This is a genomic window from Polaromonas sp. 39-63-25, assembly GCF_002278925.1.
Classification (GTDB): Bacteria; Pseudomonadota; Gammaproteobacteria; order Burkholderiales; family Burkholderiaceae_C; genus Polaromonas.
In genome coordinates this window covers 234,981-247,118 of the sequence record NZ_NCJH01000007.1, presented here as the reverse complement: position 1 = coordinate 247,118, position 12,138 = coordinate 234,981, and the positions used below count along the sequence as shown (strand labels likewise).

13 protein-coding genes and 1 pseudogene are annotated in these 12,138 nt (G+C 63.7%); 8 read left to right on the top strand and 6 right to left on the bottom strand.

The genetic code is table 11. The annotated features are described in order from the left end of the window. Nucleotides 1-325 precede the first annotated feature (325 nt). Entirely contained in the window at nucleotides 326-1,309 is a 984-nt protein-coding gene (locus B7X65_RS10950; RefSeq protein WP_293594329.1) for a LysR substrate-binding domain-containing protein, read from the bottom strand. Nucleotides 1,310-1,432: 123 nt separating this feature from the next. Between B7X65_RS10950 and B7X65_RS10945 the strand changes: the two genes are divergently transcribed. Further along, the gene (locus B7X65_RS10945; RefSeq protein WP_293594328.1) at nucleotides 1,433-2,032 is read left to right on the top strand and encodes a DUF2917 domain-containing protein; all 600 of its coding nucleotides are present in this window, start codon (nucleotides 1,433-1,435) and stop codon (nucleotides 2,030-2,032) included. A 17-nt stretch (nucleotides 2,033-2,049) separates the two neighbouring features. Here the strand turns inward: B7X65_RS10945 and B7X65_RS10940 are convergent. Beyond that, nucleotides 2,050-2,241 (bottom strand): annotated as a pseudogene (locus tag B7X65_RS10940) (TfoX/Sxy family protein); the annotation flags it as partial. Nucleotides 2,242-2,356: 115 nt separating this feature from the next. Between B7X65_RS10940 and B7X65_RS10935 the strand changes: the two are divergent. Both B7X65_RS10935 and B7X65_RS10930 read left to right on the top strand, forming a co-directional pair. Then, a complete protein-coding gene (locus B7X65_RS10935; protein WP_293594327.1) occupies nucleotides 2,357-2,953 on the top strand; it encodes a TetR/AcrR family transcriptional regulator in 597 nt (198 codons plus the stop codon). Nucleotides 2,954-3,079: 126 nt separating this feature from the next. Further along, entirely contained in the window at nucleotides 3,080-4,069 is a 990-nt protein-coding gene (locus tag B7X65_RS10930; protein ID WP_293594326.1) for an MBL fold metallo-hydrolase, read from the top strand. A gap of 169 nt (nucleotides 4,070-4,238) precedes the next feature. On the opposite strand, the gene B7X65_RS10925 is transcribed toward B7X65_RS10930, so the two are convergent. Both B7X65_RS10925 and B7X65_RS10920 read right to left on the bottom strand, forming a co-directional pair. Further along, nucleotides 4,239-4,652, bottom strand: a complete 414-nt coding sequence (locus B7X65_RS10925) for a BLUF domain-containing protein (protein WP_293594325.1) — start codon at nucleotides 4,650-4,652, stop codon at nucleotides 4,239-4,241. Between the two features lie 60 nt (nucleotides 4,653-4,712). After that, complete coding sequence (locus B7X65_RS10920) at nucleotides 4,713-5,117, bottom strand: BLUF domain-containing protein (protein WP_293594324.1); 405 nt, start codon at nucleotides 5,115-5,117, stop codon at nucleotides 4,713-4,715. A 147-nt stretch (nucleotides 5,118-5,264) separates the two neighbouring features. On the opposite strand from B7X65_RS10920, the gene B7X65_RS10915 reads away from it, so the two are divergent. Both B7X65_RS10915 and B7X65_RS10910 read left to right on the top strand, forming a co-directional pair. Further along, on the top strand, nucleotides 5,265-5,957 hold the full coding sequence (locus tag B7X65_RS10915; protein ID WP_324488455.1) for a Crp/Fnr family transcriptional regulator: 693 nt from the start codon (nucleotides 5,265-5,267) through the stop codon (nucleotides 5,955-5,957). Between the two features lie 341 nt (nucleotides 5,958-6,298). Then, nucleotides 6,299-6,583 carry a hypothetical protein gene (locus tag B7X65_RS10910; protein WP_293594323.1) on the top strand — a complete coding sequence of 95 codons (285 nt, stop codon included), beginning with the start codon at nucleotides 6,299-6,301 and terminating at the stop codon, nucleotides 6,581-6,583. Nucleotides 6,584-6,597: 14 nt separating this feature from the next. Here B7X65_RS10910 and B7X65_RS10905 read toward each other — a convergent pair whose 3' ends face one another. Then, entirely contained in the window at nucleotides 6,598-7,515 is a 918-nt protein-coding gene (locus B7X65_RS10905) for a DUF6279 family lipoprotein (protein ID WP_293594322.1), read from the bottom strand. Here B7X65_RS10905 and glmU point away from each other — a divergent pair. Beyond that, entirely contained in the window at nucleotides 7,514-8,953 is a 1,440-nt protein-coding gene (gene glmU, locus B7X65_RS10900) for a bifunctional UDP-N-acetylglucosamine diphosphorylase/glucosamine-1-phosphate N-acetyltransferase GlmU (RefSeq protein WP_293594321.1), read from the top strand. The genes B7X65_RS10905 and glmU overlap by 2 nt on opposite strands. A 94-nt stretch (nucleotides 8,954-9,047) precedes the next feature. Here the strand turns inward: glmU and B7X65_RS10895 are convergent, their stop codons facing one another. Beyond that, nucleotides 9,048-9,530 carry an Lrp/AsnC family transcriptional regulator gene (locus B7X65_RS10895; RefSeq protein WP_293594320.1) on the bottom strand — a complete coding sequence of 161 codons (483 nt, stop codon included), beginning with the start codon at nucleotides 9,528-9,530 and terminating at the stop codon, nucleotides 9,048-9,050. A 145-nt stretch (nucleotides 9,531-9,675) separates the two neighbouring features. Between B7X65_RS10895 and glmS the strand changes: the two genes are divergently transcribed. Continuing rightward, nucleotides 9,676-11,523 carry a glutamine--fructose-6-phosphate transaminase (isomerizing) gene (gene glmS / locus B7X65_RS10890; RefSeq protein ID WP_293594319.1) on the top strand — a complete coding sequence of 616 codons (1,848 nt, stop codon included), beginning with the start codon at nucleotides 9,676-9,678 and terminating at the stop codon, nucleotides 11,521-11,523. A 254-nt stretch (nucleotides 11,524-11,777) separates the two neighbouring features. Then, nucleotides 11,778-12,119 (top strand): zinc ribbon domain-containing protein YjdM, encoded by a 342-nt coding sequence (locus tag B7X65_RS10885; RefSeq protein WP_293594318.1) that lies wholly within the window; start codon nucleotides 11,778-11,780, stop codon nucleotides 12,117-12,119. Nucleotides 12,120-12,138: the final 19 nt, after the last annotated feature.

The following is a 12,138-nucleotide window of genomic DNA, read 5'->3' as shown; positions in this document are numbered from 1 at the left end:
TGCTGCAAGCACGTGCAAACACCACTGCCGCTTGACTCCGACCTGATCCGCATTCCTTTCCCCACCCGTCGGGCTTCTGAGCCGAAGGCGAGTTCGAGCGAGACCCCGCTTTTGTCGAGCACCGCAGGCTGCCCCGGAGCGCAGCGCAGGGGACCCAGACCATCGGGTCGCCTTCTCTTTGCTTACTTTCTCTTGGCGAAGCAAGAGAAAGTGAGTCGCCCGCCGGGGCGAGACCCGGCTCGTGGGCACCCCACAAACGGCGGAGACAATCGGGTCTGCTCCCGCCAAAGGTCCTCCTGGGCACACCGCAGCGTGACGCCGGAGATCAGTCGATGTTGTCGACCGTGTCCGGGTCCGGCACGTCGCCAATCGCCTGGCGCGTCAGCGCACTCTGGGCCATCAGCCAGTCGCAGAAAGCCTTGACCTCGGGGCGGACGGCGCTGCGCGTGCCCACGATCAGCCAGTAGGCCATCGGCGACTCCAGCCGCATATGCGGCAGGGGCTCGATCAGGTCGCCCGACGCCAGGCTTTCGGCAATCAGCGGCAGGCGCGCCAGCACGATGCCCTGGCCGGTCAGGGCGGCCTGCACCATCTGGTAGGCGTAGTTGAAGTAGAGCCAGCGTTTGCCCTCCAGCTTGGGGGTGCCGTGAACTTCGAGCCAGCGCCGCCAAGTCAGCCACTCCATGTGGGTGGAATGTGAATCGCCGGCCTCGATCAGCGCGAAGTGCACCAGGTCTTCGGGTTTTTTCAGACGCGGGCTGCTTTTGAGCAGCCAGGGGCTGGCCACCGGTGTCAGCTGTTCGCCGAACAGTCGTATCGCCCCGGCCGGCATGGTGGCTGCGGGACCATAACGCATGGCCATGTCCAGGTCCGAGGTGTCCAGCTCAATGGCGACGTCGGACGCATCAATGCGGATGTCCATGTCGGGGTTGTCGTGCTGGAAGGCTTCGAGCCGCGGGATCAGCCACATCGAGGCGAACGACGCGAACGTGGTGAGCGAAACACTTTTGCGGCCGGCGCTTTGGCGGATCTGCCGCACCGCGCCGTCGATGCGTTCGAGCGAAGGCGAGACGGCACGCAGCAACACGCCGCCGGCGCCGGTGAGCTCCACGGAGCGCGTGTGGCGGTGAAACAGGCTCAGGCCGACTTCCTCTTCCAGCGCCTGGATCTGCCGGCTGACGGCCGACTGGGTCAGCGCCAGTTCCTCGGAGGCGGCGCGAAAGTTCAGGTGCCGGGCGACGGCCTCGAAGGCGCGTAGCTGGCCCGCCGAGATGGGACGGGTGCGCAAATGGGTTTTTGAATGCTGCATGGCAGAAATTGCTGATTAATGCGTTTCAGGAATGAATAGCGTAGCGCGAATTCATTGGACTGCCAAGGGCCGGGGCGCGATCATTCATTCCCATCAACGACTTTTGTCCTTCAGGAGAACAGCATGAACCACCTTCACCTCCATGAGCTGCAGTCATTCGCCGGCACAGACGCGGTGTCGGGCTGCTGGAAACTGGGCGACCATCGGGCATTGACGCTGCGCCCCACACTGCCCGGGGTGTTGCGCATTGCGCATGGCCGGGTGTGGATCACCTTCGACCATGCGCAACTGGACGACGGCGTGCGTGGCGGCGACCATGTCCTGGGCGCGGGAGACAGCCTCCAGCTGCTGCCCGGCCAGGCGCTGGTGATGGAGTCGTGGGAAGCCGCGCAAAATACCGCGGCCTACTTCAGCTGGGATCCGCTGCCGGCCACGGCGGGGCTGGCCATCGCCGAGCGGCGGGCCATGGCGCTGGCCCACAGCCCGCAGTGGCGTGCCGGTGTGCTTCAGCCGCTGCGTGATTTGCGCTTGGCTGCCGGTTTGGCCGCCACCGCGTCTGGCCGCCTGCTGGCCGGCCTGGCGGGCGCCTTGACGGCGACCTTGCTTGCGGTGGTGCCGCGTTTTGCTATTGATTTGATAGCTGGTCGCGCCCGCACTGCCTTGGCTGCACGTGCTTTTAATGCACATTCCAGCGAGAGCCGGGCCCACTGCGCCATCAGCTGAGGCGACTCCATCGCGTCTGCGGGCGCGCTGTAGTAATTCAGCTTCATGGCCTTGCCTTTGGCCTCGTAGACAAAAGGCGCACAGCCCGCGGCTTCAAAAAGGCCGCGGGTTTCTTCGTCCGCCTTGAGCCAGAGGGTGTCTCCCTGGCCGAGGTCGGCCAACAGCGCGATGTTGAGCCCCCCGGTGCTGATGCCGAATCCGCCGAACATGCGGCGTGCCGTGCACGGCCCGACGCTGGCGAGCAGTTCGCAGCAGTAGTGGGCAAAGGACAGGTCGGCGGCCATGGGGAAAGTCTAACGCCGGTGCCGTGCTTCACAATAGCGCATGGCCCGTCCCAAATCCGCCACCCACGAGCTCCAGCGCGAAGCCATCCTCGACGTGGCCGCGCAGTGTTTTGCACAGCGCAGCTACATGGCCGCCAGCATGAACGACATCGCCGCGGCCTGCGGCACCTCCAAGGCCAGGCTGTACCACTACTACGGCAGCAAGGAAGCCATCCTGTTCGACCTGCTGGACCGCTACACCCAGCACCTGCTGGCCATCATCGGTCAGACCGAGGCCAGCGCCCAGCGCAAGAACCTGGACGACCGCGCTGCCCTGCACGAACTGATCCGCAACTTCCTGGACCAGTACGAAAGTTCGGCCACGCGTCACAGCGCCTTGCTGGGCGACACCAAGTTCCTCGGGGACGTGCAGCGCGAGCTGATCCTGGACCGGCAGCGCGACGTGGTGTCGGCCATGACGCGTTTTCTCAAGCGCGCCTACCCGCAGCGCATCACGCCCGCCAACCAGACGGCTGTGACCATGATGCTGTTCGGCATGATCAACTGGACCTTCACCTGGATGCGTCCCGACGGGCCCATGAGTTACCGGGACTATGCCCAGGAGGTGGTTGCCATGCTTGAGCGCGGACTGTCCTGACTGCTGACTGCGGCGCAGAAGGGTTGGGGGCTTTTGGGGGTTTTACTATTCGTAATAAGTTACGTATAGTAAAATTTCAGCGATTCAGGCCGTGCTCTCGGCCCTTCCCCAACGGAGACTTCCCCCATGTCCAAAGCTTTCGCCTCGCAGTCCGACCTCACGGACAAAAAAATCACCTTCGAGCAGCTCAGTGCCCACTGCTGGGCCTACACCGCCGAGGGCGACCCCAACTCCGGCGTGATCATTGGCGACAAGTTCATCATGGTCAGCGATGCGACGGCCACCCCGGCCATGGCGCAGGACCTGATTGCGCGCATCCGCGCCGTCAGCGACAAGCCCATCAAGTACGTGCTGCTGACGCACTACCACGCAGTGCGGGTGCTGGGCGCCAGCGCCTACATCGCCGAAGGCGCGACCGAGGTTATCGCCAGCCAGGGCACCTACGAGCTGATCGTCGAGCGCGGCGCCCAGGACATGCAAAGCGAGATGGAGCGTTTCCCGCGCCTGTTCCGCAATGCCGAAAGTGTGCCCGGCCTGACCTGGCCGACGATGGTGATTGCCGGCGGCAACCCGGTCAAGGGCGAAGTCCCCGGCAAGCTGGTCATCGACCTCGGCGGCGTGAAGGTGCAGGTCTGGCATCCGGGCCCGGGCCACACGCGCGGCGACACGATTGCCTGGGTGGAAGAGGAAAAAGTGCTGTTTTCCGGTGACCTGGTCGAGTACCAGGCCGGCGTTTACACCGGTGACGCCCAGCTCGAAGAGTGGCCCGCCACCCTGGAAGCGTTGCGTGCGCTGGGGGCCGAGGCCATCGTGCCCGGCCGCGGCGAGGCGATGAAAGGGGCTGCCGAGGTGAACAAGGCCATCGACTACACCAAGCAGTGGGTTGAAACGCTGTTTCGTTGCGGCAAGGAAGCAGCTGCCGCGAAGATGGACCTCAAGGCCGCGATGGATCACACCCGCAAGAGCATGGACCCGATTTTTGGCCAGGTCTTCATTTACGAACACTGCCTGCCGTTTGACGTGAGCCGGGCTTACGACGAAGCCAGCGGGATCAAGAATCCGCGCATCTGGACGGCCGAGCGTGACAAGGAAATGTGGGCCGCGCTGCAAGCCTGATCCGGTTTCCCGGCGGCGCGCGGATTAACCTCACAGTTTTTCGCTTCGATCCCCGCAAGCGGGGCCCCTCGCAGGTCGAAAAACTGTTCGCCACGCATCTGGACGGCCGAGCGTGACAAGGAAATGTGGGCGGCGCTGCAACAAGCCTGATTCCATTCAGGCGGCGGTGTCAGGCGTCCAGGTCAAGGCTTGAAAGCAGGGCCAGGAAGGCGGTGATGGCGACCTGGCCGGTCAGTGCTTCCAGCCGGCCCAGTGCATCGTCATCGTCCAGCGTGGTGTAGCCCAGGCTGAAGCGCCGGAACCTGCGCACGGCAAGAGGCCCCTGGTGCACGACCCGCAGGTTGATGTGACGCGTGTCCTGCCGGATGCGCGCCAGTTGCGCCAGAACGTCTTTCTGGCTGCCTTCCATCTGCTCGCAAAAACGCATGCCGTCAAAGATGAGCAGGCCCGTGATGCCCAGCCAGGGGTTGTGCAGGCGGGCTTTCCCGACAATGTCCGCAATGACGCTGGTGGGCGCGTCGGGGGCGAGGGTGCTGACGTAGATGACTTCGTGCAACTCGGCGGTGGGATCGGTATGAGGCATGGGTGCATGCAATATAGCGGTCTGCAGTGGTTGCGGCAATGTGCCTGGCCGGCGGCGGTTTCAGCTGTCCATATCCAGGGTCGATAACAGTGCCAGAAAATGTGCCAGCGCTGCTTCGGCGCCGGCGTCCCGTAGCCGGGCCAGTACATCCACGTCCTCGACAGCGGTGTAAGCGAGGCCAAAATGCCTGAAGCGGCGCTGTGCGAGCGGGCCGTGGTGCAGGATGTCGACATCGACATGCCGCGGATCCTGGCGGATGCGTTCGGTCAGCGCCAGCACCGCCTCGCGGGGCCCCTCGATGTGCTGGCAAAACTGCATGCCGTCAAACACCAGCAGGCCGGTGATGCCTGCGGCCTGGTTGGCCCTGCGTGCCTTGGAGGCGATGTCGGAAATGACCTTGAGAGGCGCGCCCGGGGCGAGGGTGCTGAGGTACAGCACTTCATGCAATTCTGCTACTTTGTTCATGGGTGGCGTGTAATGTAGCCAGCGTGCCGCGACGCGACAACGTCAAAAGACACAGGGTTTCGGTATTAAAATTTTCCGGTGATCATCACGCCGCTCTCCAGTTCCAGCCTGTGTCCCCGGCGTTGTGCAGACTGCGGGTTGCGCAGGATGCAGGCGTTCCAGCCGAACTCCGCGGAGGAACTGGCTTTTATTGAGTCATTCCGCAGCGGCGCGGCCTTTGCCCCGGCCGGCAGCGCCATCATTTCGGAGCAGAACCCCAACGGCAAGCTGTTCACCCTGTATGCCGGCTGGGCCTTCCGCTACAAAACCCTGAGTGACGGGCGGCGGCAGATTCTCAATTTCCTGCTGCCCGGCGACTTCATCGGCCTGCAGCAGGAGTTTGCCGACGGGGCCTCGCACGGTGTGGAGGCGCTGACCGACGCCGCCCTGTGCGTGTTTCCGCGGGACGGCCTGTGGGACCTTTTCCGGCAATTCCCCAGCCTGGGGTATGACGTGACCTGGCTGTCGGCACGCGAAGAAGGCATGGTCGATGAAGGCCTGTTGACGACGGGCCGGCGCAATGCCACGGAGCGGGTGGCGATGCTGCTGATCCATCTCTACCGGCGGGCCGAGCAGTTGGGGCTGGTGCAGGACAGGGCCATGGCTTTCCCCATCAACCAGCAGCACATCGCCGATGCGCTGGGCCTGTCGCTGGTGCACACCAACAAGACCTTGCGGCGCCTGCACCAGCTGGGGCTGCATGAGCTCAAGGGCGGGCAGCTGTCTCTGCTCAACCCCAAGGCATTGCACCGGATTGCAGACTATTACGACCTGCCGATGCGCAAAGTGCCCCTGATCTAGTGTCCTTGTAGGCCGGGTCTGACAGCAAGCGGATGGGCTTGATGACAGGTCTCGCCCACCCGTCTTTTTACGCTAAACCCCAAGGTGTCGTCGATGTGTTGCTGTGACACAGGGACGTTCTGCTTCAGGAGTTTGCCTTGAATAGCAAAAGCATTTCCCCGCCACGCCGTCTGCAGCAACAGCCGCAGTACCCCGCGAACCGGCAGCAGCAGCAAAGCAGTGGTTCCGGTGAATTTCAGCCACGTCGGCTCAGGCAGGCGGGTGAGTCCTCTTCTGCAGCCTTGGCCAACAGCAACCCCCCGCAGCGGTGACGGTCGCTGCCCTGCCATCAAGGATCTATCATGACAAGCGAAAAATCCATATTGCCCCGGCCCGACACGTCCGCGAAGCCAGCGTCAAGGGAGCAGCGGCAGGTGCCGCCCATCGGCGAAGGCAGCTACGAGGGCACACGTGATTACCAGAAAAGCATCCAGACCTACCTGGAAGACGCCGATGTGGCGGCCGACGCACAGGCCGCGCGTCCTGCGGACGCCGCCGAAGCCGAAGCGCTGAAGCAGGCTGAGCAAGAAGGCCTGTCGCACGCCAAGTCCGGGGCCAATAAGGGCGACGAAGGGCGGCGGCCCTGACGGGCGCCTGGGCGTCAGCGCCCGGCGACCAGAATGCCGAAGTCCTGCGCGTAGCCCTGCAGGGTTTGCACCGCCCTCGCGCGTTGTGCCGCCGTGGTGCTGTTGTGCAGGGCCGCAAAGGTTTTGCAGCTGTCGCGTGTCAGCCGCTCTTGGTAGCTGCGGTAAGCGGGGTCCGGCGAATTGACGGCTCGGTCAAAGTAGGCCTGCATGAGCGGCTTGGCTTGCTCGGACGTGGCGCGGCCGGCAATCAGCGGCCCCAGGCTCTGCAAGGCGTCCCGCTGGCGGCGCTGGTATTCGGCCAGCGAAAGCCGCGCGTCAAACACCGACTGCGAAATGCGGCTGCGCAGCACCGCCAGTTGCCTGTCGTCCAGCGTACCGTACAGCATCTCGGCACGGCTGACCGCTTTCTTCTGCCGCCGGTTGATCAGGTCTTCGGGGCTGCCCTCCAGAAAATCGTCGCGGTACTCCGTATTGAGTTTCGAGAATTTCCGCTTCAGGGCCTCCAGCTGCTCCGGCCCCAGCCTACCCACCACGCCGCCCATGGCAGGCGCGGCGCGGTCCGAAATGGCTTGCAGGCGGGTTTTCACCTCCTCAAAGATGCCGCAGGCCCGCGCCTCGTCGATCTCGGCGGGCAGCCAGGCCTTCCATTTCTCCAGTGTTTCGACATAGGCTGGCAGCTGTGTTTGCCGGTGCCATTGATGCAGGCGTGCCAGTTCTTCCCGGACCAGGGGCTTTTGGGTGTCGTCGAATTCGAAGTAGCTGTTGAGCTGCCAGTACGCCAGCTCGGTCGCCTGGTTGTAGGCGAATTTGACCGCACTGCAGGCCAGCAGTGTCCCGCTCAGCAGCAGCACCCCGATAATCTGGGTGCTGCGTTTCAGTTCCGGCCTGGCCGGACGCCACTTTCGAGACCCCCAATTCACAGGAAACTTCATGGCCACTCCAGTTCCAGTTGATGTCGTCATCATGGCCGCGGGCAAAGGCACGCGGATGAAAAGCGCATTGCCCAAAGTGTTGCACCGATTGGGCGGCCGTGCCTTGCTGGCGCATGTGATTGACTGCGCAACGCGGTTATCGGCCCGGCAGGCGGTGGTCATCACCGGCCACGGTGCTGCCGAAGTGGAGTCCGCATGCAACAGAATGGCGCAGGCCGTCGCCGCCGTGAATGCCATGCCCAAACTGCAGTTTGCGCGCCAGGAGCCCCAGCTGGGCACCGGCCACGCGGTGCAGCAGGCGCTGCCACTGCTGGCGGACGACGGTGTCACGCTGGTGCTGTCGGGCGACGTGCCCCTGACCCAGGCCGCCACCCTGCAGGCTCTGCTGGCGCAGTGCGACGGCCAGCGCCTGGCCCTGCTCACGCTCAGCATGGCTGACCCGACCGGTTACGGGCGTATCGTCCGTGCCGGTGCAGAACCCTCCGCCCAGGTGCGCGCCATTGTCGAACACAAGGATGCAACGGATGCCCAGCGCGAGATCCGCGAAATCTACAGCGGCATCATGGCCGTGCCCACGCGTCTGCTGCGCAGCTGGCTGGCCCGGCTGGACAACAAAAACGCGCAGAACGAGTATTACCTGACCGACATCGTGAAGTTTGCCGTTGCCGATGGCGTGGCCGTGGTCGCGCACCAGATCACGGACGCTGCGCAGGTCGCCGGTGTCAACAGCCCGGTGCAACTGGCGGAACTCGAGCGTGTTTACCAGCTGCGCCAGGCCACGGCCCTGATGGAGCAGGGCGTGCGCATCAGCGACCCGGCGCGGTTTGACGTGCGTGGCTCGCTGGCCTGCGGGCAGGACGTGGAAATCGATGTCAACTGCGTGTTCGAAGGCCGGGTGAGCCTTGGTGACGACGTCCGCATTGGCGCCAACTGCTGCATTGCCAACGCCACGATTGCCGCCGGCGCGGTGATCCATCCCTTCACCCACATCGACGGTGAAAAGCTCGGCGTGCAGGTCGGCGCGGGCGCGCTGATTGGCCCGTTTGCCCGCCTGCGCCCCGGCGCGCAGCTGGGCGCCGAGGTGCACATCGGCAATTTTGTCGAAGTGAAAAACTCCACGCTGGCCAAAGGCGCCAAGGCCAACCACCTGGCCTACCTCGGTGACGCCACGGTGGGGGAACGCGTCAACTACGGCGCCGGCAGCATCACCGCGAACTACGACGGCGCCAACAAACACCGCACCGTGATCGAAGCCGACGTGCACATCGGCAGCAACTGCGTGCTGGTGGCCCCCGTCACGATAGGCGCAGGCGGCACCGTCGGCGGCGGCTCGACGATCACCAAGGACACGCCGCCCGGCGCCCTGAGCGTGGCGCGCGGCAAGCAGGTCAACATTGCCAACTGGCAGCGGCCGGTCAAAAACAAGCCCGGCGCCTAGGCGGAGCAGGCCGATCTGGCGGACGTGGCGATGGCTACCGGCCCGCAGGGTCCTGTAAGTATGCTATTTAATTCATAGCTGCTTACGCACGTATCTATTGGGCTAGAAGCAGTTTTGGCTCAAACTTCGAGCGTTTGATGCTGAAAAAGGCCTTCACATTGCGCACATTGATGTCGCTGGTGAACAGGCGCTGCGCGAGCGCCAGGTAAGCCGGCATGTCACGCACATGCACCACCAGGACGAAGTCCGGACCCGGCGAGACGCGGTAACACTGCTGGACGGCGCCGTCGAGCACCACCCGGGCTTCAAATACTTCCTGCTGCTCGGCGCCCTGCCGGTCCAGGGTGATTTCCACCAGCGCCGTCAGGCCGTGGCCCAGGGTGCCGGCCAGCTTGTCGGCGTGGAGGATGGCGACTTCGCGTTCGATCAGGCCGGCGTCACGCAGCCGCTTGATACGCCGCAGGCAGGTGGGCGGTGAGATATGGGCGCGTGCGGCCAGGGCCTGGTTGCTCTGCGAGGCATCGTCCTGCAAGGCTTCAAGCAGTTTGACGTCAATCCCGTCGATGGAAATATTCATTTTTATTCCATATATCTAATGATTAAGGAATATTATTCCATAAATGTATTCTTATGAAATTTAATTTCATTATTATTTGAATTTTGACGATCATGGAAAATTAAAAAGGCATAGCATCCGCCTATTGTTTTTTCAGGAGCGGTTTATGTGCGGCATTGTGGCGTCGGTTTCGACAAGAAATATTGTTCCCATCCTTGTACAGGGCCTGCAAAGGCTGGAGTACCGGGGATATGACTCCTGCGGTGTGGCGGTCTATGCCGACGGCCTGAAGAGGGCGCGCAGCACATCCCGCGTGGCCGAGTTGATGGAGCAGGTGAGCGCTGACAAGCTCGAAAGCGGCACCGGCATTGCCCACACGCGCTGGGCCACGCATGGCGCGCCAGCCGTGCACAACGCCCACCCCCACTTCAGCCATGGCAGCGGGGACGCTGCGCAAAAGCCGGGCCGGGTGGCGCTGGTGCACAACGGCATCATCGAAAACCACGACGAATTGCGTGCAGAGCTGCAGGCCAGGGGTTATGTGTTTGCCAGCCAGACCGACACCGAAGTGATCGTGCACCTGATGGACAGCCTCTACGACGGTGATCTGTTCGAGGCCCTGCAGGCCACCACCGCTCGCCTGCATGGCGCCTATGCGATTGCCGCTTTTTGCAAGGACGAGCCGCACCGTGTGGTGGGCGCCCGTTCGGGCTCGCCGCTGATCCTGGGGGTCGGCAAGGACGGCAGCGAGACCTTTCTGGCCAGCGACGCGATGGCCCTGGCCGGCGTGACCGACCAGATCCTCTACCTGGAAGAAGGCGACATGGTCGACATCCAGCTGGGCAAATACTGGGTCATCAACCGTGACCACAAGGCCGTCCAGCGCGAAGTCAAAACCGTGCAGGCGCACAGCGGCGCGGCCGAGCTCGGCCCTTACCGCCACTACATGCAAAAGGAAATTTTCGAGCAGCCGCGCGCCATCGCCGACACGCTCGAAGGCGTCGAGGGCATCGTTCCCGAACTCTTCGGCGACGACGCCTACCGCGTATTCAAGGACATCGACTCCGTACTCATCCTGGCCTGCGGCACCAGCTACTACAGCGGCTGCGCGGCCAAGTACTGGCTGGAGTCCATCGCCCGGATACCGACGCAGGTGGAAGTGGCCAGCGAATACCGTTACCGCACCTCGGTGCCCAACCCCAGGACGCTGGTGGTCACCATCACGCAAAGCGGCGAAACCGCCGACACGCTGGCCGCGTTGCGCCACGCGCAATCATTGGGCATGACGCAGACACTGACCATCTGCAATGTGTCCACCTCCGCCATGGTGCGCGAGTGCAAGCTGGCCTACATCACGCGCGCCGGCGTCGAAATCGGTGTGGCATCGACAAAAGCCTTCACGACCCAGTTGGCAGGGCTGTTCCTTCTCACGCTGGCACTGGCCCAGAGCAAAGGCCGGTTGAGTGAGCAGGAGGAAGAGGGCCACCTCAAGGCCATGCGCCACTTGCCGGCCGCCCTGCAAGCCGTGCTGGCGCTCGAGCCGCAGGTCATCAGCTGGGCCGAAGATTTTGCAAAGATGGAAAACGCCCTGTTCCTGGGGCGCGGCCTGCATTACCCGATTGCGCTCGAAGGTGCGCTCAAGCTCAAGGAAATCAGCTACATCCACGCCGAGGCCTACCCGGCCGGTGAACTCAAGCACGGCCCGCTGGCGCTCGTCACCAGCGCCATGCCGGTGGTCACCGTCGCGCCCAACGACACCTTGCTGGAAAAACTCAAGAGCAACATGCAGGAAGTGCGCGCCCGCGGCGGCGTGCTCTACGTGCTGGCCGACGCCGACACCAAAATCGAGAGCAGCGACGGCATCCACGTCATCCGCATGCCGGAGCACTACGGCGCCCTGAGCCCGCTGCTGCATGTGGTGCCGCTGCAGTTGCTGGCGTATCACACCGCCGTGGCCCGCGGCACGGACGTGGACAAACCCCGCAATCTCGCAAAGAGCGTGACTGTCGAATGACAGTCGCGGTGCGCGCAGGCGCACTGCGGGGTTTTGGGGGAGCGCTCATGTCGCGTAGCGATGTGATGTGATCACCACCGCCGCACAATCTTGCGAAGAGCGTCACCGTAGAATGATGGGTTTGGGGCGGCATGAAATGCCGCCCGGCGCGGCCGCCAGGTTTTTGGTTTGGGGGAGCTCTCGTGTCGCGCAGCGACGTGATGTGATCACCACAAGCCGCGCAATCTTCCCAAAAGCGTGACGGTGGAGTGAACATGCCCAATACACCAGCCTGCCCCCAGTGCGGCCAGGAAAATACCTACCCTGATGGCGACAACCTTGTGTGCGCCGATTGCGGCTACGAATGGCCGATGGTCGAAAGCGCGGCTGCCGACGACGACACAAGCGCCGTGGTCAGGGACAGCAACGGCAAGGTGCTGGCCGACGGCGATGCCGTGGTGCTGATCAAGGACCTCAAGGTCAAGGGGTCGTCCATCACCCTCAAGATGGGCACCAAGGTCAAGAGCATCCGCCTGGTCGGCGGCGACCATGAGGTGGATTGCAAGATGGACGCCGGCAGCTTCATGCTCAAGGCGTGTTACCTCAGGAAGGCTTGAGGCCACAGGCCTGACGGGC

Bases quoted from the DNA above. Each gene is read 5' to 3' on its own strand.
- B7X65_RS10920 (WP_293594324.1), bottom strand. From the start codon at position 5,117: ATGAACAAAGTAGCAGAATTGCATGAAGTGCTGTACCTCAGCACCCTC.
- B7X65_RS10905 (WP_293594322.1), bottom strand. From the start codon at position 7,515: ATGAAGTTTCCTGTGAATTGGGGGTCTCGAAAGTGGCGTCCGGCCAGG.
- B7X65_RS10930 (WP_293594326.1), top strand. From the start codon at position 3,080: ATGTCCAAAGCTTTCGCCTCGCAGTCCGACCTCACGGACAAAAAAATC.
- B7X65_RS10935 (WP_293594327.1), top strand. From the start codon at position 2,357: ATGGCCCGTCCCAAATCCGCCACCCACGAGCTCCAGCGCGAAGCCATC.
- B7X65_RS10915 (WP_324488455.1), top strand. From the start codon at position 5,265: ATGCAGGCGTTCCAGCCGAACTCCGCGGAGGAACTGGCTTTTATTGAG.
- B7X65_RS10945 (WP_293594328.1), top strand. From the start codon at position 1,433: ATGAACCACCTTCACCTCCATGAGCTGCAGTCATTCGCCGGCACAGAC.
- B7X65_RS10950 (WP_293594329.1), bottom strand. From the start codon at position 1,309: ATGCAGCATTCAAAAACCCATTTGCGCACCCGTCCCATCTCGGCGGGC.
- glmU (WP_293594321.1), top strand. From the start codon at position 7,514: ATGGCCACTCCAGTTCCAGTTGATGTCGTCATCATGGCCGCGGGCAAA.
- B7X65_RS10895 (WP_293594320.1), bottom strand. From the start codon at position 9,530: ATGAATATTTCCATCGACGGGATTGACGTCAAACTGCTTGAAGCCTTG.
- B7X65_RS10885 (WP_293594318.1), top strand. From the start codon at position 11,778: ATGCCCAATACACCAGCCTGCCCCCAGTGCGGCCAGGAAAATACCTAC.
- glmS (WP_293594319.1), top strand. From the start codon at position 9,676: ATGTGCGGCATTGTGGCGTCGGTTTCGACAAGAAATATTGTTCCCATC.
- B7X65_RS10925 (WP_293594325.1), bottom strand. From the start codon at position 4,652: ATGCCTCATACCGATCCCACCGCCGAGTTGCACGAAGTCATCTACGTC.
- B7X65_RS10910 (WP_293594323.1), top strand. From the start codon at position 6,299: ATGACAAGCGAAAAATCCATATTGCCCCGGCCCGACACGTCCGCGAAG.